The organism is Planctobacterium marinum, from assembly GCF_036322805.1.
Lineage (GTDB): Bacteria > Pseudomonadota > Gammaproteobacteria > Enterobacterales > Alteromonadaceae > Planctobacterium > Planctobacterium marinum_A.
Genome location: NZ_AP027272.1, coordinates 1,356,774 through 1,378,931 on the forward strand (window position 1 = coordinate 1,356,774; position 22,158 = coordinate 1,378,931).

The window sequence follows — 22,158 nt, forward strand, 5'->3', positions numbered from 1 at the left end:
ACCAGCTCTCTGTCAAATAGATAAGAGTAGTACGCGGGTTATGAAGATAAAGTTCAGCCGTACATTTTCCGTGTGGTTACTGTTTTTTGAGGATTAAGCCACGACATGTGAACCAGCGATAAACATCTTTCACTGGTGTCACCGAAAACTTATTATTCAATGACGCGAATATCATCTTTGAGCACTAATACAACCAGGTAAACAAGTGCCAATGGGGGAAATAAACAGGTTACACAACCAATGGCTGCGACGAGTTTGGGAGTTTGGGTTTTGCGGCTGCCAAGGTAGTAACACAGGATTGTCATGACAATTGCCAAAACCAGTACGAACTTTCCATAAAGTGTGGCGTTAATATTCAATCTTAAATCCGTTTAATCTTTAAGTTTGGTATTTAATATTACCCATAAATTGATTTAATTCAATTAATTAATGGCGTTTATCTTTGTCTGAACAAGTCAGTGAACGCAAGGAATCTCAACATGTTTGATGCTCCGTTTCGGGGGGCTGGCAGGCATAGCTCTGGGCTTGCCGAATAAAAATCCCTGCACTTCATCAACACCAATTGCTCTCAATACGTCTGCTTGCGCTGAGTTTTCAACGCCCTCTGCCAGTACTTTCATGCCAAATTTGGTGCAAAAAGAAACCATCGAAGTAACTAACGCTTCGGACTTCTGACAAACATGTATTTGCCGGATTAAAGAGCGATCAACTTTAATTTTAGAAAAGGGTAATCTTGTGAGTATGCTTAAATTGGAGTAACCAGTGCCAAAATCATCAATGACTACCTCGTAACCGATCTTCATTAATTGTTCTACTACACCAATAAGTCGCTCATCCATCATGCTGGATTCGGTTAGTTCCAGCTCCACCTGTTTCAGGCTAACCCCATGTTTTTCCAATGATTCAGTTAACAAAACGGGAAAAGCTGGATTATGCAGTTGCAAAGGTGAAATGTTGAGGGCCACTTTAGGTCCGGGTAGCTTAGGTAAATAACGCAAAGCCTGATCAAAGATTTGAAAACTGAGTCTTTCAATTAACCCATGCTGCTCAGCAATCGGGATAAATTTTTCAGGATATACGGTACCTCTCATTTTACTATGCCATCTTGCAAGCGCTTCATAACCCGTGCATTCCCAACTGTACAAGTCAAATTGTGGTTGGAACTGTACTGTTATCTCATTTTTTTCGATAGCTTCATCGAGGTAATGTAAAACCCACCATTTATCGTTTAATTCGCCATGACTTTTTGGACTGTATTTTACGATTGAGGGGCTACCTGGCTGTTTTGCTTTGAGTAATGCAATTTCCGCTTTTTCCAGCATTTCACGCCAGTTTCCGGGGTTACAGCGACTGACACAAAAACCAACATTAACCTTGAGTTTAATTCGACTATCTGAGATCAAAATATATCTCTCGAGGCATTCTTGTAACTCCATTAAATCATCATTGATTTGCTTTGAGTTTTGCAGAAATAAAACCCCAAACTTGCCTTCTCCCAAATTACCGACAAATATCTGTCTTGAATCGTTTTGGTTAAGGCGTTCGTATATTGTGGTATTGATAGTACTTCTGATGTTGCTGCTCTTCATCGAAGCGACGATTTCGTCAAAGGCGTAGATGCTAAAGATAGCCAGGGTCAGCGGTTCTCGGCTATGAGTAGTAAATTTTTCCAGATATTGATGAAAGGTTGACTGTAACGGTAAACCTGAAACGTCAAATTGTTCTCTTATCAATTTGTGATTTAAACGCCAGAAATCTTGTTGTTTTTTGAGTCGAAGATTATTGATTACTCGCGCTGTTAACTCCGCTTTGTGGAACGGTTTAGTCACGTAATCTTGAACGCCACAAGACAGTCCTTTTACCACCGCGTTTTTATCATCCATAGCGGTAAGCAATATAATGGGAATATGGCTTAAGTGTTTCGAGTTTTTTAATTCTGTACTGATTTCGAGACCGGTTTTGTGGGGCATATGCACATCAAGTAAGATCAAATCCGCTTCGAACTCCTGCAATGCATCCAAAACAAGTAAACTGTCATTAACGGCGAGGGTATCAAAACCAAGTGGTTTAAACATCGCCTCTAACATATCTGTGGTAATGGGTTGATCGTCTACAAGCAATATTTTACAGCCATAAACATAACTCGGCTCTGATTCTAGACTGCCCGAAACCTGCTCTTTTTTATTGATGTCTAAATTTTCCATATTACTGCTTTGATGGCACCGCTTTAAATCAAGATTAGCAGAATTAGAGTTGGAAAAATTACTTACCTCTTTGCCTGGGTGTGGATTTGCAGCAACATGGATTTTGCAACTGCTTGGTTATTTCTTGATTTTATTTTAAGTTATTGAATATTAATGATTTAATTTTTTTTCATTGACTGCTCACACGCCAGGGTTGTTGCTATTTAAGGTTTGCTGATGGAAATGTAGGATTTAGCGTACGCAAAGATAGGAGATGGTATCATTTTGTCCTTCGACAATGTCTTAGGCCATCAGTTTGCCTGAGTAGTAGTAAGGCTCTTGTTGCAGAGCCGAGCATTGCTTGAGAGTTTTTTGAACTCATCTTAATTGGCTTTACAACCAACCTCGTTGTCTGGCAATACGTGCTGCCTCAATACGGTTCTGGGCATTGAGCTTTGACGCTGCGCTGGACAGGTAATTGCGCACCGTTCCCTTGGACAAAAATAACTTCTCTGCAATTTGCTCTGTTGTTAGTCCATCAGCGGCCAGCTTTAAGGTTTTTCGCTCTTTTTCTGAAAGAGGATCTGCCTCGTCAAACGCCTCAATTACCAACTCAGGAGCAATCATCTTACGTCCTGACACAACTTTGCGAATTGCCGTGGCAAGCTCATCGCTAGGGGTGTCTTTTAATAAATAGCCTTTTACCCCGGCATCCATCGCTCTGCGCAAATAGCCGCTGCGAGCAAAGGTTGTGAGAATGATGACTTTACCGTCGAATTCAGTGTGTTGTAGCTTTTCTGCTAGTTCAATGCCCGACATTCCGGGCATTTCAATATCCGTTAGCAGCACATCGGGTTGATGATGCATGCACAAAGACAAAGCTGATTCGCCATCCTTAGCCTGACCAACCACGCTAAAATCTGGCTCTAAATCTAATAATGCAGCCACAGCACCCAACAACATTGCCTGGTCTTCCGCTAACACAATTTTAATCGTTTTATGCAAAAGGCACCTCCACCTGAATTGAAAACCCACCATTCGTTGCCACAGTAAGCTTGCCGCCTAGGGCGGTTACGCGCTCCTTGATACCTGTTAGTCCGTCACCCGCGGTTATCTCAGTTTGTGGCTGACCGTTGTCGCTGATGGTCAAACGATATTGGTCAGCGACTGTCTTACAACTAAGCTGGCATGAGGTGGCCTCAGAATGTTTGACCATGTTGGTGAACGATTCTCTTATCACCCAAGCGAGAGCACTGTTGGTGCTTTCTTTTTGCGGTATTGCCTCAATTTCACTGTGGAACTCAATATCTGCTGATTTCGCCAAGGCTTTTGCCTTGGCTATCTCACTAGTCATATCTTTTTGTTGATAATTGTGTACTGTTTCCCTGATTTCAGCCATCGCTGTGCGACTGAGATGCTCGAGGTCTTTTAATTCTTGTTTACTCTTATCTATGTCGATATCCGCTAATTTATGGGCCAACTGGGCTTTCACCGTAATTAAAGAGAATGTGTGACCAATTAAGTCATGTAAATCCCGAGCAATTCGCTCTCGCTCTGCAGTGGCCGCCATTTTGGCCAGTTCATCCTGGGATACCTTTAAAAGCTGATTCTTCTGGCGCAGCTCACCTTCATATATGTTTACGCAGCCTATCAGTATGCTAATGACAATCGCAGGAAGATAAAAAAATCCGGGTAGCTGCATTAAAAAACTGTATAGAGCCGCAACTGCCGCAATGGAAAACACCATAATTAAGGCCTTGCGTGGTTGCTTCAGTTGCACACAAAATGCTGCGGCATAGACAAAAAATACCGACGCTCCCGGGTTAAACCAAGCTGTCGCCATGCCTAACCCCAAAATAGCGAGAATGCATACCAGGGCGCGAGCTCCAGTTTGCCAAAAGGTGTAAAAGTACAAAGCTAAAAACACGGGTACCACCACCATGCTAGCGGCATAGTGCCACAAGGGCCTGTCACCAAAACTCAGTGGCAAGATAAACATGATCAGATATACCAGCCAGAAGTAGGGCAGGTACCCTGTATCTGAATCTGAGGGCAGCAGGCGCTGATGAATACGTTGAATGAATAGGGGCATTGTTTACTCTGGTTACGCCGACAAAAGCTAACGGACTTCCATGGATTTAAAGGCGCGATAAGCTAACCCACCAAAAAGAGCAGTGTAACCCAATAACACGCTAACATGTATCCACCATGGCATGCCTATATCTGCTCCCTGTATTTTCAATACCAGTTGGGAAAAGTGAAAAGGCGGTAGGACCTTAGCCAACTGCTGTAGCATCTCAGAGAATTGCATTACCGGTATCCATAATCCCGACAAAAACGACATAGGTAAATAGATCAGATTGACCACCGCTGCTGCCGCTTGTGCTTTTACTTTTAATCCTATAAATAGTCCCATGGCACAAAAAGGTAACACACCAGGTAATAAAATGAGCGCCGTGTATATCCATTGCCAGAATTCCATCGTTACGCCACCTGAAGTAATTGCAATACAGAACAACAGAACAACAATGATGCTGGCAAAGGCGATAGCGGTAACCACTTTTGCAGCGAAATAAGCGGCAATGGGCATCGGACTGATTTGCTTGAGCGCCAGCATACCCCTGTCTTTTTCCACTGCCACATCGGCACCAAAGGCAAACAGCGCAGGACCCATAACTCCAAATACACAATAGGTTGCCATTAGATATTGGGATACAGCAGAATTTTCATCTGGCACAAATACAATGCCAAAGAAAATATAAAACATCACAGGAAATAAAAGGCTTGGCAAGACAAAACCCGGTGTGCGGAAGGTTTTTCGGATATCGGTTGACGCTTCAAGTTGCCAAATGTTGAAAAGCTGCCGTGTATTTAGTGAGTTGTTCATGCCGCTTCCTCCGATACTAATTGAGTTGAGTTTATTTGCCGATTTAGCACCTCTACAGCGTCTTCCAAACGGGCGCTTTCAATGGTGAGATCTGAAATACCGACACCTTGAGTAAACAGGCTTTCCAGAAGAGGCTCAGGTCGAGCGCAGGTCAGACTGACTTTGTCTTGGTTATACACCAGGTTGCTGATAGCCACGTTGAGGCTCTGTTGTTGTAACTGTGATAAACAGGTCTCAAACATTGCCTTTGGTGAATGCAAAACAAAATTTACTCTTTTACCCAAAGCCTTGGTTTTAACTTCAGAAGGCGTGCCTTGATGGATGATGGTTCCTTGTTTGAGCAGTATTATGCGGTCTGCCAGGGCCTCTGCTTCCTCCAGGTAATGGGTGGTTAAGACGACTGATACCCCATTGAGCTTTAGACTTTCGATACATTGCCAGAATTCCCGACGAGCGCTGCTGTCCAGGCCGACCGTTGGTTCGTCAAGAAATATGATTTGTGGGTTACCACATACTGCGAGGGCAAAGAAAAGACGCTGTTTTTGGCCACCAGATAAGGTATTTATACGACGCTTTTCGAGTCCTTCCAGCATGGTGAGTTTAATCAAATCTGGTTTTGCTAATGGCGCAGGGTAGTAGCTGCTGAACAGTGTAATTTGTTCCTCAACTGTACTTGTGTCAGGCAGGTTCGCACTCTGTAATATCGTCCCAGTGCGCTGCTTTGCGCGCTGCTCACCCGGAGCAACATCAAATATTCTGATACAGCCCTTATCAATTTTCAGACGCCCTAATATACTATTAATAAGCGTACTTTTACCGGCACCGTTTTCACCCAACAGGGCAAGCACTTCGCCAGCATTGATATCAAAAGATACGTTGTCGATAGCTTTAGTGGAATCAAAGTTAACGGACACCTTATCTACTTTCACTATTTTTTTGCACATATTGATTTCCTCGTTGTGTGATGAATAGTTTGCGCAATCGCCCGCTTTTTCAGTAGAGGCAGTTGTCACTAAGTGAAGATGACATTTGTCACAATTTGCAAGAACACTTTTTAGCGGGAATAAAAAGACACCAAATATCGTTTTCAAGGTGAGCGACTAACAGGAGTGAATTATGTTTATTAGGGACGGGCAATATCAAAGGCTACTATGTTTTCCTACTTTAAGGTATCAATGGCAAGCCTGCATTAAGGCACTGACTTTTATTGTTTTCTGTTCACTAAGTATGTGGTCTGTGGCGACGACTACTGAACCCGCTGTATCAATTTATGATTTGAATAAACAACCCTTGATGGAGCCCAGACAGGTTTTAGAAGCAGTGGAGCTGGATGACGATCTCTTTATCGTAGAAAATCATTATGTTTTGGGCAGTCGTCTAATAAAACTCAACATTGATACGCAAACCGAGCAGGCATTGTCTCTTGATGGCATCAACCAGTTGCACCCAGATTTCTCCGAACTGCGGATAATTGCGGGTAATTTGTACTTTTTCGCAAGAGACAGGAATCAACAAAAACGTCTCTGGCGTTTTGACCAAGCGTGTTTATGTGCTTCCGTATTCGAGGGTGAGTTTGAGCAAGTGTCTCATGTCACGGTGTCAGGTGAAGAGCTTTTTTTTGTTGCTCAAACGATAAAATATGGTACCGAACTGTGGCGAGCTGAGCTTGAAGAAAACCGAGCTGTTTTGGTGCATGATATCAATATCGGAGCTGCAGGAAGCGAAATTGATGGCATTTCAGCAGATAACAACAAGCTTTATTTTACTGCTACCAATAAATACGGACAAAGAAAAGTATATCAGTACCATCAGCTTGCAAAGCAGCTAACTCAGGTTAGCCAATTCAACAGCTTGCTGAAACAAGATAGAAAATTTTATAAACCGCATATTGCAGCTGTAGATGGTGAACACCTTGTAGTAGAACTTGAGTTCGTTACTTCCCGGTACTCACAAGGTGGGCAGCTTTGGTATTACAACATCGACAGTCAAAGCCTGGACAAAATTGCGGACCTCAATCATTACAGTAATTGTGATAATGATGGTCTTTTTCCTTTTCACAAAAAAACATCAGTCACCTTTATTGATAACCAGATTTACTATGTTTCCAACGAAGAGCAGCAGGGATTGCATGTTTGGCAATACGACATCAGCGAAAAATCCAAACAAAAAATAACTGCTGATGTTTTAGAAGACAGTTCGTTAGATATCAGTTGCTGGCCATGGCCATTGGAGCTAAACATAAACAATCTGATCAACTTCAGGGGACAATTGTACTTTTTTGTTGGACGGGACCTTGCTAGAGGCCGCCTGTGGCATTTTGACCCGCAGCAGGAAGTTATTCGCCAGTTAGATGGTTTTTTTGATTATCGCAAAAGAAAACAAATCGACGATAAATTGTATCTGCCAGGACAAGAACAAATTAATCATGAACCAATGCAATTGTGGGCACTAGATGCCACTAGCAGTAGCCTCAGTAAAGTACTTGATAACGAAAATCGTCCACTGACAGCGCCTGAAATTTTTGCTGAGAATCGCGAACTGCTGTTCAGCACATACATTGATGGCAAGGGCCTAAAACTCTGGCGTTTGAATCACAGCCAGTCGCTACAACACCTGTTCGCTTTAAATGACAACGAAAATACGGCTTCTTACCCGCGGGCAGGTCTGGCGACTTCTGACGCCTACTACTTTGCTGCTGAGTCCAGCGTAGCAAATCGAAAAATATGGCGAGCAGGCGTGACTGGCACCCCTCAGCTTTTATCATTCGAGTTACCTGAAGGGGTTAGTCACTATCAGGTTTCCTTTGACGCTGTAATCGGTAATAAAGTGTATTTTTCAGCTGGAAGAGTTTGGCAAATCAATACTGAAACTCACTCAGTGCAGGCCGTTGATGCAATTAATGAACTGTCTTTATCCCCGCTAAGTTTTTTTAAAGCAAAAGAGGGTACTGTTTACTACAAGAGATACTTTTGGCAGGACGGTGTTCGCCATTCTCGAATCATAAAGTATGACGGCGTAACAGACGAGGCCGAGCGAATCTACAATGGACCAGGAAGGGTGATTGATGTGTTTGAGAATACGGTATTTCTCTCCCACGAGAGCGATGCCGGACCGGGATTGTACAGTTACGATGTAGTGTCCCAAGAATTAAAACTTTTAGCGTCTGAGTCAGAACAGCAATGTAGCTCCGTGCAATACGGTGCGCAATTAGCCGGTGAAACCCGCAACGTATCTATGCAAGTCGGTGCAGATTTGTATTTGATCACCGAACAAGGTTATTTGAGGCGCTTCAACACCATCACACAAGCGGTGACTGAACTGGGGTGCGCCCAAGATCTGTTTACCAATGGTGAGGTCCTATTTTTATTACGCAATGAAAATGAACCTTATTTATCAACTTTATGGCAGGTTGTGCCGGGTAGTAATGAGGTTGAGCCTGTTCTGGAGGCTAAAATTCGGTATTACGTGAGTCAGGGAGGTAAGCTTTTTTACGAAACTATCGATGCCGAGAGTGGAGTTAATTTTTCTGTTTTTCATATGGACGAAATGTACGAACAATGGATAGCACAACGCCTCAATGGCGATTATTACAGTTTTATCTTGTCAAGTATCCAGCAAATTGCAGGTGACATTTATTATTTTTCCAGAACTGAAAACCCGCATTATCCAGCTAATTCCAGGAAGCCATATTTGTATAGTGTTTGGCAAGTCGGTACAGAACAGCCATTGATAACTTTTGATGAATCTGATTTGTGGCTTAGCCACAGTAAAACAGCGCAATTTGCTGGGGATATTTGGTTTACCGCAGATATTCGTAGGAATGGTTTTTATTTGCGAGGTGAGTTAACCCGGCTGCACATTGGCACTGATTATATCAGCCGGGGTTCGAAGTTAGATTACAACGGTGACAATCGCGCTGATGTGGCGTTTCACGCTCCGTATGACTATCACTGGTTAATTTACCCCTCAGGAACAGAACAAGAGTGGTATTTTGAATTTGGAGAGCACTCCACAGATATTCCGGTTACTGGCGACTTTGATGGCGATGGCCTCAATGACCTGGCTTTGAGAGTACCAGACGAGCAACGTTGGCAAGTACTCAACTCCAGTGAAAGTAACTTTAATAGCGAGCAACTGGACGGCGTGCAAAGAGTGGGATTGGGTCAACGAACCCATGATTATCCTGTAGCAGCTGACTATGACGGTGATGGTATTACAGATTTTGCTGTGGTCCGGAGTAGCAAAGGGATTTGGATCATCCGTCAATCATCTACATCTGATATTGTTGAAGTTAAAACAAATTTTAAAGTGGGAGATATTCCGGTTTTAGGAGACTTTGATGGTGATGGTCTTGCTGATGCGGCATACCGGAATCCCGATGAAAGACGCTGGTATATTTATCCTTCTGGCAAAACTAAAAACGGAATAATAGCGCCTGAGCAAGTGCAATCAATAAGGTTTGGCCTGGCTGAAGATGATATTCCGGTTACTGCGGACTATGATGGTGACGGTGCAACGGATCTGGCTGTCTGGCGTCCTTCTGCCGGTGTATGGATTATTCGGAACTCTCAGAGTTTGGAGATATCTGAGAACTGGTTTGAGGGATTAAGCGATGCTTTACCTTTTGCCGCCGATTTTGATGGCGACGGCAGAGATGACATTGCGCTGTATTCTGCTATATCGGGAAAGTTAACCATTCGCTATTCTGCAACAAAAGCGGATTGGCAACGATTTTTCCCTGTCGGTGATGCTTACGTCCCGGTGGGGCTACCCGTGGCAATGGCTGCATTTAATTGGTGATTGGAGTTGCAGTGCACCAGGCAGTCCTCCTCCAGTTGGAGGTTGGACTGTCAGTCATTACAGTAACGCCCCGGTAATGTTTCGTTGGATCTCTGCACTTTTGGGGCGTAGGTTTAGAGCATTTACTTGACGCTTATGCGTACAACATTTCCCTCAGGATAAGTGGAGGGATTGGTTTGCTGCACGTCTGATTGTTCGGTAATTATCGTCTCGGGTAAGTAGCGCTGACGTTTTTTAGCTTTCAGTTTCATCAGATCCACTAAAATCAAGCCGTCGACACAATCATTAAAGTCTGGATCTACACCAAATCCCAAAAACTGAGTGCCACCGGGCTCACATAATTCGGTGTATTGCTTGTATAGAGTGGGGATCGCCACGCCCATATTAGCCAATAAGTTTTTCAGGGTGATAAAGTCTGCTTTGTAATCGTCGCCAGTAAAGCTACCTTGCAGCGCTTCAGGCAGGCGATAAGGGTAGTTAGAGACGGCGATTTCTTGCTCGGTACCAAAGTGTAGTTGGTAAAATTCCACCATCAGATCTTTAGCTGCTTGAGGAAAGCTGTTACTCAAACTAACCGGACCGAACAGATAGCGATATTGTGGGTAACGGGTTAAAAACGCACCAATACCATACCAAAGATAATCCAGACTGCGTTTGCCCCAATATTTGGGCTGTACAAAGCTGCGACCCAATTCCAGTCCTTGTCTGAAATAGGGATCCATGCTCTTGTTGTATTTAAACAAGCTCGCGGAGTAAAGACCTTTCAAACCTTTTTCCTGTTTCAGCCTTTGTGCATCACCAAAGCGGTATGCCCCAACAATTTCAAGGTCATCCTTATCCCATAAAATCAGGTGGAAATAGTCGTTGTCATACTGATCGGTGTCACGACGCTTGTTGCTGCCTTCGCCCACAGCGCGAAAGGCAATTTCTCTGAGGCGACCAATTTCCCTCAGTATGGGAGAGCTGCCATTGTAGCGATAGAGATATATCTCTTTATCATCAGTAGTACTGCCCAACAACTCACAGTCTTTTTTAATGGCTCGAGTAAGTATCTGACGATTTTCAGGGGCAGCAATGGATTTCTGCGTAGCAAAAATCTCTGATTTATTACTGGCTATGCGATACAGGTGTTTTTTAAATAGTTTGGTCAACAGCTTATTATTAAAACGCGCTTCACCATAAGATTCATAGGGAATAAGTTGACCAATGCGCATTGGCAAATGCTTGTTCTTTTGTTTAAACATCTCATCCACTAACAACATGGTGGCCAGTGGTTTATAGAGCATGGAAACGCCGTAAAACAAGGCTGAGTTTTTCCCCTCAATAAATACCGGTAGTACAGCTGCTTTGGCCGTTTTTGCTATGCGCACGAAGCCGGTGTTCCATTTGGTATCTCGAATCCCTTGTGGACGAAGCCGTGAAACTTCCCCGGCGGGAAACACGATTATGGCGCCTTGATTTTTCAGATGCTCCTGAATTCTGGCAATATCTTGCTTAGCGGTATTCCCGGACATCACATTAACGGGCAGAAGTAATTCATTCAGCGGTTTCACTGCCATCAACATTTCATTGACCACGGCTTTTACATCGGGGCGGACCTCACTGACCATTTTTATCAGGGCCAGCCCGTCTAAAGATCCTATCGGATGATTAGCTACAATGACCAATGGCCCAGATGCGGGTATGCGTTCTTTTTCCGAGTCTCGGGTGGAGTAGGTAAAGTTGAAGTATTCCAGTGCTTGTTCAATAAACTCAATGCCCTGCAGGTGCGGGTACTTTTCTCCAAACTCAACAAATTCTCGCTCGTGCATCAAACGCTTCAACAGGAATTTGAGGGGCTTAAACAATAGGGGTTTTTGCGCAAGGGAAGGGAGTTGCTTGCTTAGCACTTCGTGAACCGAAAACATCTGTTTTTTTGGACCTCGTAATTTTAACGTGGGAATTCTATGACGTTTTCATGAATATATTAGGCAAAATTCATTGCTGTTTTGTTACAAACCATAGAGCGTTCTATTTGCTTTCATGCAGTGCCGTCAGAGAGTAGAAGCGGAGCGGGTTACTCCGCCGTAAAATTAAGCTGCTTTTTGCCCAGCGCCGCTTTTTTGAAGCTCAGGCAAGGTGTGGACTGTGGCCTCTGTTGAGGTATTTTGAGTCCAGGTTATTAACTCTATGTTGCCTTCACTATCTTCCGTAAGCGCGGAGCAATTTTCAATCCAGTCCCCGTCGTTGTAATAGGTTACCCCATCTATTTCAACCACTTCCGGGTGATGTATGTGACCACAAACCACGCCATCTAATCCCAATTCTCTGGCGCGGTTAGTGCTGGCTACCCGATAGCGTTCTATGGCTTCATTGGCGCCTGAAATCTTAGATTTAATATAGCCCGCCAATGACCAGTAGGGAAAACCTAACCCGGCGCGGGCTTTGTTGTACCAGCGGTTCAGAAATAACAAAAACTCGTAGCCTTTGTCACCAATCCAGGCGGTGATGGGGCCAAAACAAACATCATTGTCAAAAATATCACCGTGCAACAACAATAGTTTTTTACCATCTGCGGTTGTGTGGATGTACTCCCGATGTATTTCTACTTCACCAAAGCACATACCATCGTATTTCTGGCAAGGCTCATCGTGGTTACCGGGTAAATAAATCACTTTAGTACCGGTACGGGAAAGCGTTAACAGGTAATGAAACAGTTCGTTATGGGATTGTGGCCACAAAAATCGTTTGCTCATCGCCCACATGTCGACAATGTCACCTACCAGGTACAGTGTTTCTATTTTGCTTTGTTTTAAAAAATCCAATAGATAGTCGGCTTTACAGTCTTTGTATCCCAAATGAATATCTGAGATCCAAACAGTACGGAAGTGTTGTTGAGTTGCCATTGTGCTTCGTTCCTCTTTGGTTTGCACAATGGTAGGTATTGGGAGTGACAGTTCCGTTAAAAGAACATGAACTTGTGGTTACAGGAATCGAGCTAATGTGACATTTCTTTGAACAATTATTGAGCACTATAGCTAAGGGATTTGAATGGCGATAGTATTAACGAACCCTCATAAAAAAGACGGTCTGGTTTTCATTCATCACTGAACCAGGACCCTATGTAGCCAGCGAATCCAGTGTTATCAATGACTTTATAGCGCAAGCAATTGTCATTTTCTTTGCTGTAGCAGACATGTAAATGATCAGTATCTTCATCCAGTCGGACAAATTTGGCATTGGAGTCCAACAACATTCCCGGTCCAAACAAACCATCCCAGTAGGTGCCTGTGGAGACCATGCTGGCATATTCGTAGGTAATGCGTTGCGGTTTAGGAAAGAGAATTATCAGCAGCAGCAACACCGCCGCACCCAGGAGTTTGAGGTGAATCGGGTTGATAATAAAACCTTCGTTTTGAGAAGTCGCTTTGACTTTTTTCTTATCCATTTGAAAAACGCCTGATTAATGCTGTAGAACAGGTATTAATTTGAATGATCGGTTATAGGATACAACAACTTTTGTTGCAATAGCGACGAGATTTTGTGAAGAAAAGCAAAGTGGGTAAAAAAGCGGGCGTAATCCGGGAGTAGAGACTCCCGGGAGAATCATTGCGCTTATTTTATCAGCGCCGGAGCAGGACGCGGATCAACAGCGCTGTTGGCCATTAGCCAGGTAAAAACAGCATAGGCAGTTTGGTTTTGCTGAATATCGTCAGGTGCAATCTTATCCAGGGTATCGTTTGGCGTATGATGGTAATCAAAATAGTGAGTGCCATCTTGGCGCAGTGATACAACAGGTACGCCTTTGGCGGGTAACATGGATATATCCGGGCCACCAGTTGCGGTATTGGTCCCCTCAGCGATACCCAATGGTGCCAGGTGCTTGTGCAGTTCTTTTACAAACGGGAGTGCATCAGACGCAAAGCGAGTATCCAGCTGATAAATTTTCCCTGCGCCAAAATCAGACTCTGCGGCGACGATAATTTGCCCTAATTCCTCTGCGTTAGCTTTGGCATACTCTTTGGCTCCAACCAAACCAAATTCTTCGTTGGCATAAAGTACAACGCGAATAGTACGCTCAGCGGCACCTAAGGTTGACTTGATCAGGCTGGCTGCTGCAGTAACGATACCTACACCTGCACCATCGTCAAGTGCTCCTGTGCCTTCATCCCAAGAATCTAAATGGGCAGCGATAAGTACAATCTCTTCTGGTTTGGCGCTGCCAGTTATCTCACCAATCACATTGTAAGAGGTTTGCCAGCCATGTTCTTTGGCTTGAACGTTAAGATGCATTTTTACCGGTTGTTGCTTACTGAACATGTATTCGAGTGTATCTGCGTCAGCATTGGAAAGGGCGCCAGCCGGAATTTTCTCTACCTCTGGGTTATATTGCATGGCACCTGTATGGGCAAAGCGGCTTTGCGCTGTTCCTACTGAGCGGATGATAACGGCTTGAGCCTCTAGCATGGCAGCTTCAATCGCTCCTCTGGAACGACCGATAACTACCGGGCCATAGCCGCGTCCTGCCCGATCTCTTTCCATACGTTTATTGATAAATACAATTTTGTCTTTTATCTCTTCTACTGAACGAGTTTTGAGGTCTTCAAGAGAATCCACCATGACAACTTCTGCCACAATGCCTTTATCGGGCGTGGCAACCGAGCCGCCCAAGGCTGTGACCACCAGTTGGTGTTCAAAAGGTGCCAGTATGCTGGCATCGGCAAGACCTCGAGACCAGTTTCGCACTCTCACAGGCTGTTTATAAACTTTGTCAAAACCCAGGCTCTGAAGTTTCGCTTCTGCCCAGGCTACCGCTTTTTTGTCTCCCTCACTGCCAGCAATACGCGGCCCAACTTCGCGGGTTAATGAGGCAACAATCTCATAGGCTAACAGACTGTTTTGGGAGGTGTCTTTTAGCTTTTGGATTTCTGATTCAGTGTCTGCCGCGACAAAACAGGAGGTGAATAAAAGTGTTGAAAATATTATTTTTTTAATCATGTGGGTGGCGTTGTGGGTATGTGCTTTATGGTGGCTGCATCATAACTGATCGGATCCGGCTTGTCTTGTAGATGCAAGGCTAATACCTTTATGAAGATAATTGACGTTGCCGATGTGCGGGAATAGGGATAAGGGGAAAAACAGATACAAAAAAGGCGTCTTGCGACGCCTTTTTTGTGAAACTTATGTGCTTATGCCAAAGCTTTGATCTGAGCGGTCAGACGGCTCTTAGTACGAGCTGCTTGATTTTTGTGGATCAAACCTTTAGTAGCCATACGGTCAAGAATAGGTGCAGCAGCTACAAATGCTTCTTGAGCAGCGCTCTTTTCACCTGCTTCAATAGCAGCACGTACTCTTTTTACATAAGTACGCATCATAGAACGACGGCTTGCATTGTGCTGGCGGCTCTTTTCTGCCGTAAGCGCACGTTTCTTAGCAGACTTGATGTTAGCCAAGATAACACTCCCAAAACGATTCAACTGTAAATTCGAGGGTGCGAATTCTGCCGGGAATGGCGTCGAATGTCAAAGTATTTATCAAAAATATTGTTTAAAAATTGTGTTTCTTATTGCAGGACCGGTTTGGGTACTGAGCCAGAGGGCAAATAAGGTGGCGAAAAAGGATTTCACTTAGCCATTGCAATCACTTATCTTTCAGGTAACTTTTTCATAATACAGCGCCTGAATTGGGTTTCAAATGCCAGTTAAGCTTGGATTTTAACGGGCAAACGGCAGGTTGCAAAGCTAGATCTAAAAGGTCTGTTACACCGGTAGGCTTTCCGCCTTCAAAGTCAAATACATGATGCATGGAGAAGAAAAACTATGTCATCTACGTTCGAGTCCTCCAAGACTGAGCGCATAAACTTTATTATTGCTGTTTGTGCCATACTCATCTCAGCTGCTTCTTTTTATGCCACTTATATTCAAGCGGATGCAGCAGAGAAGCAAGTTAGGGCCATGACATTACCTTTGCTGCAGTTTGATCACAGTAATTGGGATGAAGAAAAAGAAGAGAGCATACTCACTTTTTCGTTGCAAAACGGGGGCGCGGGCCCGGCAGTATTGCACCGTGTTCAATTTGTCTACGAACAGCAGATATATGATGATTTAAATGCATGGATAGAGGCTTGTTGTTTAACTCAAGTGGAGTTAGTGCGTACTCGTTGGGAAAGTGCAAAAAACGATGAGGCTCAAACCAAGCTATTGCCGTTTGACCTGATTAGCAGTGACTTAAGTGATGTCGTCGTTACCGGGCAAATGAAGTATGACTTTTTGTTGTATGAACAAAATCAACTGAATAAACCTTTATGGGATGCTTTAAACAAAGCCCGCCATGTTACAAAGCTGCAAACCTGTTATTGCTCCTTGCTAGAGGAGTGTTATACCGCAACGGGATTAACCAATGTAACTCCAGTAAACGCCTGTGAATAGCGAATTATTCCGGCTCAATAATTTTTTTTTTAAGCTTTTTGTCAACCACACTCAAAGTTAAACGTTATGACGATAAACCAGATGATAAAAGGTGTTTTTCAGGATGCGTCTTTTCGGTGTCGCAAGGTAATATTTCCCGTTGAATCAATCTCAGAGCCCTGCGACTTCCATTTTGGATGAGCGGCAACCCAATGAGTTAACCGAATTTACATCTTTGGATGTGTTTTTGGCTCATATTGAAAAAAAGGCTTACCGCATGGCATTGCTCGCGGTGGGGCAGCATGCTGATGCGATTGATATACTGCAAGATGCGATGATGAAACTTGTGAGTAACTACGCAGAGCGACCCGGCAATGAATGGAAACCTTTATTTTATCGGATATTGAACAATCGCATTATGGATTGGCATCGGCAGCAAAAGGTGCGCAATATGCTGTTTTTCTGGCGTGCTAAGCAAGACGAAGATGACGAGCTACCTCTGTGTGAGCAGGTGCCAGATGAAAAAACGGAAGAACCCTGTAAAGCCTTGAATCGGGTATTGCAACAACAAGATATGATGCAAGTGTTGGAAGCATTACCCGTTAAGCAGCAACAGTGTTTTTTATTGCGCAGTTGGGAAGGACTGTCGGTGGCGGAAACCGCCGACATTATGGGCTGCTCACAAGGGAGTGTAAAAACACATTTTTACAGAGCTGTACAGAAGCTAAAAGCTGTACTGGAGGAACAACATGACGTCACAATCTGAGCAAGACACACTCAATCGCAATGTCAATACGTTGCTGGATGAGGCCAATGCTAAATTGAGTGATGAGGTGTTATCAGACATAACCCAAGCTCGTTTAAACGCATTGCACACGGCTTCCGCCAAGCGTGACCAAAAGAACAAGTTGCCAATGCCTATACAATGGTGGCAGCGAATGCAGCAAGAAGTAATGACACATCAATTTCGCTATGTCGCGCCCGCAGCAGTTGCGGTAATCGTTGCTGTGCTAGTAAGCTATAACCAAAGTAATACTGTGCCAGTACTACCGGAGGTGTTCTTTACAGGAGACATTCCCGGCGAAGAGCTGGCCTTGTTAGAGGATTTAGAGTTTGCGAGCTGGTTGGCGGAACAACAGCAAGAGGGTCGTCTTTAGTATGTTGATGACGATACTCGCTACCCCTTCTGTGGCTGATAAAGCCAAAACATCAGAGCTGCCTGACTTGGCGTTTCTGGAGTTTTTGGCGGAGATGGAAGAGCTCGAAGGAGAACTGGTGACACCGGTGGATTTATTGCCGGATACCGATACACAGCAAGCTAACATCGACAATGAGAACCAGCAACAATGGTTGACCTTGTGGCAGCTATTAGACAGCGAAGCGAATGGGGCAACATTACAATCCTTGTCGCCTCAGAAGGCCGTTGATGATGGGGAGGAAGAGCAATGAGTAAATTCCTCATGCTGACCTTGCTATTGTTCAGTGTTTCCGTAACGGCGGTTGAGTGGCAAGATCTGAATAAACAGCAGCAGCAAGTGCTTAAGAATGCCGAGCAGCGCTGGGATTCAATGCCTCAAGAGCAGCGTCAGAAGCTGGTTACCGGAGCTGATCGGTGGTTGAAGATGAACGACGGTCAAAGGCAGCAAATTAAATCTAAATTTGAGCGTTGGCAGTCACTTAAGCCAGAGCAACAACAGCACTTGCGAGAGCAATTCAAAAAGTTCCGACAAATGTCTCCAGAACAGCGGAAGCAAATCAGAGGCGCGTTTAATAAATTTCAAAAAATGCCAAAAGAACAACGGGCCAAACTAAGAGAAAAGTTTCAGCAAGCAAAAAAAAATCGTTCTCGTCAAGGGCACAAGGGAAAGCCGCGGCGTAAACCGTAAAGCACTGGCCTTAAACCAAAAAACAGTGTTAGATGGGTATTGGGGTTTTGTTGCAATGGTTTGCGCATTATTTAACTTCGGGTGACTTATCATGATTGATTTCATTGCGGTTTTTATCTTTTTCTTTGCGGTTATCGACCCCATAGGTACTGTGCCCGTATTTATTGCGGTTACACGTGGCTATGATGCTGCTGCAAAAAGGAAAATTGCGCTTATTGCATCTGCAGTTGCTGCAGCAATACTATTATTTTTTGCCGTGGTGGGAGAGCTATTATTAACTGCTATGGGAATACCGCTGCCCGCTTTTCAGATAGCGGGAGGAATAGTACTTTTCCTGTTTGCTCTTTCTATGATATTCGGTGAGAGCAAACCTGAAGAAGAGGTCAGAATAGCAGAAGCTCATCACGAAACTGCAATTTTTCCGTTGGCCGTTCCTTCAATCGCAGGTCCGGGGGCGATGTTGGCCTGTGTACTATTGACCGAGAACGCTCGCTTTAACCTCATGGAACAGGTTCAAACTGTCGCGATGATGTTATTGGTTTTGGTGGTGAATTTATTACTGATGTTGATGGCCAGTGGAGTGCAAAAAGTTATTGGTGACTCCGGAGCTAGTGTTGTGAGTCGAGTTATGGGATTAATACTCGCTTCCGTAGCTGTAACCAATACGTTGGCCGGGGTTACCAGCTACTTTAAAATTGGCCTGTGATGGCCAGTCGCTTGGTCAATTGAGGAAAGGTAAATGATTTAACGGTGTCAGTCGTTTTAGCTTTATTGGTGGTAATAAACATTTTGGAATTAGTATTGTACTGCGGCGAGAACAATTGCCAGGACGAGTAAAAAATGAATTGGATTGAAATGGAAAACTGGCCTCGCAAGCGCCACTTCGATATGTTTCAACGGGTGGACATGCCACATTTTAGTATTACCGCGGATGTGGAGGTCACTCAGTCACTGGCGTTCTGTAAGCAGCGCAATATTTCAAGTTCAACACTTATGCTTTACCTTATCAGTCGCACCGCCAACGAAATAGAGAACATGCTTTACCGAATACGCGCAGATAAAGTGTGTATCCACACTAGTGTCGATCCTGCATTTACGGTATTGGCTGATGATGAACTATATTATCACTGCCGGGTTCGGTATCAAAAAGACTTTCTGGCGTTTTGTGAGGATGTAAAAGCCCAATCGGCTTTGGCAAAGCAAGACAAAACTTTACACACAGAAAAGCAGGATGATGTGATTTATTTGTCTTGCCTGCCTTGGGTCGCATTCACCGGTAATAGTCACGCCATGCATTTTTCACCCGTGGATTCAGTTCCTCGTTATTACTGGGGCAAATATCACCAAAGAGATGGCAAGATGATGATGCCATTTTCCGTTCAGGTACATCACGGTCTTGCCGATGGTTTGCATGTAGGTCGACAGTTTGACGCCATGCAACGCTATTTGTCAGAGCCTGAATCCATTCTGTAAATTGACAAGTGGCGGATATCTCTTACGCTTTATGCTATGGCGCTTGATATCGATTAAATGCGGCAGTGACAACATATACGGATGCTATATTTACAAGAGTACAATGGTTTAAAAACTGGCTGGTAACCCGCACTTTTCTGCGGTCACTTGTCCGTGTGTTTCTAATTGTCAGCTTGTATTCTTTTTCCTCGTTAGCGTCTGTTGAGCAACTACCCAATCATTCTTCATTTCGGATTGATTTATCACAATCTGCGCAATTCACTTTTACCAATCTTGAAACCACGTTACAACAAATAAGCGGCGCCACAAACTTGGACTGGCAATCTATGCGAGGCAAAGGTGCCTCATTCGGATATAAGCCGGGTAGGGCGCTATGGCTGAGATTTAACGTGGTTACTGAAAAGAATTCTGACGCCTTTTTGCTCTTTGATTACGCTATTCTGGACAATATTGCTGTTTATTCCTTCAGCAACCAAAATGATACTGTTCAGGCGCACTACTCCGGCGATCACTTGCCCCCGGCTGAGCGCGAAGTACAGCATCGTAAGCTAGTGGTACCCGTGCATTTGAGCGCCGGAACTAACCCGTTTTATGTACGCATTCAAACTGGCTCAAGTTACACGGTTCCTTTAGTGTTGATCGACAAAGACAGTTTTTACCAATCTGAGGCAGTAAAAAATATGCTGCTGTCTGGGCTTGCTGGTGGCGCACTGTTTATGGTGTTGTTGAATTTATTTGGCGGCTTACGCTTACAGCATTCAGGTTACCTTTACTACGCCGCATTTGCTGCATCATTTACCTTATTTAACTTAACCTTAAACGGCTATTTTCGCTTTTACATATTGCCCATATGGCCCAATGTTAACGACCTCCTCAGTGTTTTGTTTGGACAATTAGGCGGGTTAACCTATGCGTTATTTTTAACTGTTTTCTTACCGCTTAAAAAGCGCTATCCGGTGGATTACAAAATCTGTCAGGCGCATGCAATTTTATGTGGTTTTTTGGCCTGTTTGTCCGTGGTAGGTTTGTATAACCAGATTCAGATTTTTACCCACCTGGCAAATGCCATCTTTGCTTTGTATTCAATGATCTTGGCAATTCGCACATGGCGGGGAGGGGAACGAACTGCGATTTATCTGGTGTTGGGTTGGGTATTTTTAATGGCAAGTGTTATTGCCAAGGCGATGGTGGCACTGGGACTATTACCTTACAGTGATATGTTGTTTCACAGTTTTGATTTGGGGATCACTGTCAACTTCGCGCTCATCGCCTTTGGCTTGGCTTCGCGAATCGTGGATATTCAGGAGAGAGAAAAAGTCGCCAGGGAAGAAGCCGACAGTGCTAAAAATCTGGCGGTGTTAAATATGGAGCACTATCGAGCCTTGTTTGAGTACGCACCTATTCCCATGTTTAAAGTGAATAAAATGGACCATTTTATTGAAGCCAATAAAGCCTTTTTGACCCTGTTTGGCTTTGCCTGTGAGAGAGACTTGGTGCAATCGAAAGTGGAGAGCAAATCAGTTTATTGCAGCAACAAAGATTATCTCAGTCTGGTTTCGGATTTGCGTCATCACGGTGTTGCAGACGCGGAAACTCAAATTCGCACACTTGATGGAAAAGAGCGATGGGTGAGGATTTCGGTGCGCGTAGTGGCTGACGATGATGAGATTATTTATGAGGGAGCCTGTATTGATGTCACGGCGCAAGTTGAACAACAGGCTTTTGAAATAGCAGCACATAAAAGAGAAGTGAATCAGCTTGAAGCATTGGTAGCTGGGGTTGCCCATTATCTCAATACGCCGCTTGGAACCGCGAATACCGCGCAAACCCTCGTAACGGGCAAAACTGATGAGGTGGAACAGCAGTTGTCCGAGCAGAAGCTCACCGCAGCGAGGTTGCGTTCCTTTTTGGATGTGGTGCAGCAAAGTGGGAAAGTGATTAAAAGCAGTCTGGATAAATCCATAAATGTGGTAGAGCGTTTCAAAGAACTGAATCCGGAGGAGCAACAAGTAACATTTCAAAAAATTCGCAGTAGCGAATTGCTCAAGGGGTTAAAAACCTCATTGCCAGCAGAATTGAAAGACGAGTTAAGTATTGTATTGGACGATACTTCAGAGCAGGTACATTCATTGCCAGTGCATCCTCTTCTAAAAGTACTTAAAAAGCTCGCCGTAAATGCATGGCATCACGGAGAAGCGAATGAAGTTTACATCGCCTTGAACAAACAAATCGAAGGCTATGAACTGGTGGTAAAAGACAATGGCAAAGGCTTGTCTGAAGAGGTAAATGTGCAGGACCTTTTTGCGCCATTTTACGCCAAGACCTTGAGTTTACAAGAGGTCAGTGGGCTTGATTTGTTTGTGGTGAAAACCATAGTACAAAACCGTTTAAATGGCAGAGTGGAAATTGATGAGCTGGCCTTACCTGCGTTACATTTTCATATCTGGATACCCTCGTTAGACTGAGCGTCTAAGTTGGAAACTTCCCGAAAATTCCCTTTCAGACTTTACACCGCTGTTGCGACTCTCCATCATATTGAGCAA

Annotated in this window: 20 protein-coding genes; 9 read left to right on the forward strand and 11 right to left on the reverse strand. The window is 44.1% G+C overall.

What is annotated here, in order from left to right:
- Nucleotides 1–152 precede the first annotated feature (152 nt).
- From AABA75_RS06000 to AABA75_RS06025, 6 genes are all read right to left on the reverse strand, one after another.
- A complete protein-coding gene (locus AABA75_RS06000; protein WP_338291651.1) occupies nucleotides 153–359 on the reverse strand; it encodes a hypothetical protein in 207 nt (68 codons plus the stop codon).
- A gap of 96 nt (nucleotides 360–455) precedes the next feature.
- Nucleotides 456–2,204, reverse strand: coding sequence for an EAL domain-containing response regulator (locus AABA75_RS06005; RefSeq protein ID WP_338291652.1), 1,749 nt, complete (start codon nucleotides 2,202–2,204; stop codon nucleotides 456–458).
- Between the two features lie 372 nt (nucleotides 2,205–2,576).
- Nucleotides 2,577–3,188 (reverse strand): response regulator transcription factor, encoded by a 612-nt coding sequence (locus AABA75_RS06010; RefSeq protein WP_338291653.1) that lies wholly within the window; start codon nucleotides 3,186–3,188, stop codon nucleotides 2,577–2,579.
- On the reverse strand, nucleotides 3,181–4,275 hold the full coding sequence (locus tag AABA75_RS06015; protein ID WP_338291654.1) for a sensor histidine kinase: 1,095 nt from the start codon (nucleotides 4,273–4,275) through the stop codon (nucleotides 3,181–3,183). Before AABA75_RS06015 ends, AABA75_RS06010 begins: the two co-directional genes overlap by 8 nt.
- A gap of 27 nt (nucleotides 4,276–4,302) precedes the next feature.
- On the reverse strand, nucleotides 4,303–5,070 hold the full coding sequence (locus tag AABA75_RS06020; RefSeq protein ID WP_338291655.1) for an ABC transporter permease: 768 nt from the start codon (nucleotides 5,068–5,070) through the stop codon (nucleotides 4,303–4,305).
- Nucleotides 5,067–6,014, reverse strand: a complete 948-nt coding sequence (locus AABA75_RS06025; protein ID WP_338291656.1) for an ABC transporter ATP-binding protein — start codon at nucleotides 6,012–6,014, stop codon at nucleotides 5,067–5,069. Before AABA75_RS06025 ends, AABA75_RS06020 begins: the two co-directional genes overlap by 4 nt.
- 172 nt (nucleotides 6,015–6,186) lie before the next feature.
- On the opposite strand from AABA75_RS06025, the gene AABA75_RS06030 reads away from it, so the two are divergent.
- Nucleotides 6,187–9,870 carry an FG-GAP-like repeat-containing protein gene (locus AABA75_RS06030; protein WP_338291657.1) on the forward strand — a complete coding sequence of 1,228 codons (3,684 nt, stop codon included), beginning with the start codon at nucleotides 6,187–6,189 and terminating at the stop codon, nucleotides 9,868–9,870.
- Nucleotides 9,871–9,992: 122 nt separating this feature from the next.
- Here AABA75_RS06030 and AABA75_RS06035 read toward each other — a convergent pair whose 3' ends face one another.
- The 5 genes from AABA75_RS06035 to rpsT form a co-directional block, all read right to left on the reverse strand.
- Complete coding sequence (locus AABA75_RS06035; protein ID WP_338291659.1) at nucleotides 9,993–11,777, reverse strand: lysophospholipid acyltransferase family protein; 1,785 nt, start codon at nucleotides 11,775–11,777, stop codon at nucleotides 9,993–9,995.
- A 165-nt stretch (nucleotides 11,778–11,942) separates the two neighbouring features.
- Nucleotides 11,943–12,755, reverse strand: a complete 813-nt coding sequence (locus tag AABA75_RS06040) for a UDP-2,3-diacylglucosamine diphosphatase (RefSeq protein WP_338291660.1) — start codon at nucleotides 12,753–12,755, stop codon at nucleotides 11,943–11,945.
- Nucleotides 12,756–12,946: 191 nt separating this feature from the next.
- Nucleotides 12,947–13,297, reverse strand: coding sequence for a hypothetical protein (locus tag AABA75_RS06045; protein ID WP_338291661.1), 351 nt, complete (start codon nucleotides 13,295–13,297; stop codon nucleotides 12,947–12,949).
- A gap of 167 nt (nucleotides 13,298–13,464) precedes the next feature.
- A complete protein-coding gene (locus tag AABA75_RS06050; protein ID WP_338291662.1) occupies nucleotides 13,465–14,847 on the reverse strand; it encodes a M28 family peptidase in 1,383 nt (460 codons plus the stop codon).
- 191 nt (nucleotides 14,848–15,038) lie between these two features.
- The gene (gene rpsT / locus AABA75_RS06055; RefSeq protein ID WP_338291663.1) at nucleotides 15,039–15,302 is read right to left on the reverse strand and encodes a 30S ribosomal protein S20; all 264 of its coding nucleotides are present in this window, start codon (nucleotides 15,300–15,302) and stop codon (nucleotides 15,039–15,041) included.
- A 366-nt stretch (nucleotides 15,303–15,668) separates the two neighbouring features.
- On the opposite strand from rpsT, the gene AABA75_RS06060 reads away from it, so the two are divergent.
- The 8 genes from AABA75_RS06060 (at nucleotide 15,669) to AABA75_RS06095 (ending at nucleotide 22,080) form a co-directional block, all read left to right on the forward strand.
- Nucleotides 15,669–16,277: a hypothetical protein gene (locus AABA75_RS06060; RefSeq protein WP_338291665.1), complete on the forward strand. Its 609-nt coding sequence runs from the start codon at nucleotides 15,669–15,671 to the stop codon at nucleotides 16,275–16,277.
- A 139-nt stretch (nucleotides 16,278–16,416) separates the two neighbouring features.
- Nucleotides 16,417–17,022, forward strand: a complete 606-nt coding sequence (locus AABA75_RS06065; protein ID WP_338291666.1) for an RNA polymerase sigma factor — start codon at nucleotides 16,417–16,419, stop codon at nucleotides 17,020–17,022.
- Entirely contained in the window at nucleotides 17,006–17,413 is a 408-nt protein-coding gene (locus AABA75_RS06070; protein ID WP_338291667.1) for a DUF3619 family protein, read from the forward strand. Before AABA75_RS06065 ends, AABA75_RS06070 begins: the two co-directional genes overlap by 17 nt.
- A gap of 1 nt (nucleotide 17,414) precedes the next feature.
- Nucleotides 17,415–17,705: a hypothetical protein gene (locus AABA75_RS06075; RefSeq protein WP_338291668.1), complete on the forward strand. Its 291-nt coding sequence runs from the start codon at nucleotides 17,415–17,417 to the stop codon at nucleotides 17,703–17,705.
- Nucleotides 17,702–18,142, forward strand: a complete 441-nt coding sequence (locus AABA75_RS06080) for a DUF3106 domain-containing protein (RefSeq protein ID WP_338291669.1) — start codon at nucleotides 17,702–17,704, stop codon at nucleotides 18,140–18,142. Before AABA75_RS06075 ends, AABA75_RS06080 begins: the two co-directional genes overlap by 4 nt.
- Nucleotides 18,143–18,233: 91 nt before the next feature.
- The gene (locus AABA75_RS06085; protein ID WP_338291670.1) at nucleotides 18,234–18,848 is read left to right on the forward strand and encodes a MarC family protein; all 615 of its coding nucleotides are present in this window, start codon (nucleotides 18,234–18,236) and stop codon (nucleotides 18,846–18,848) included.
- Nucleotides 18,849–18,982: 134 nt separating this feature from the next.
- Nucleotides 18,983–19,615 (forward strand): chloramphenicol acetyltransferase, encoded by a 633-nt coding sequence (locus tag AABA75_RS06090; protein WP_338291671.1) that lies wholly within the window; start codon nucleotides 18,983–18,985, stop codon nucleotides 19,613–19,615.
- Nucleotides 19,616–19,770: 155 nt separating this feature from the next.
- Nucleotides 19,771–22,080 carry a 7TM diverse intracellular signaling domain-containing protein gene (locus AABA75_RS06095; protein ID WP_338291672.1) on the forward strand — a complete coding sequence of 770 codons (2,310 nt, stop codon included), beginning with the start codon at nucleotides 19,771–19,773 and terminating at the stop codon, nucleotides 22,078–22,080.
- Nucleotides 22,081–22,158: the final 78 nt, after the last annotated feature.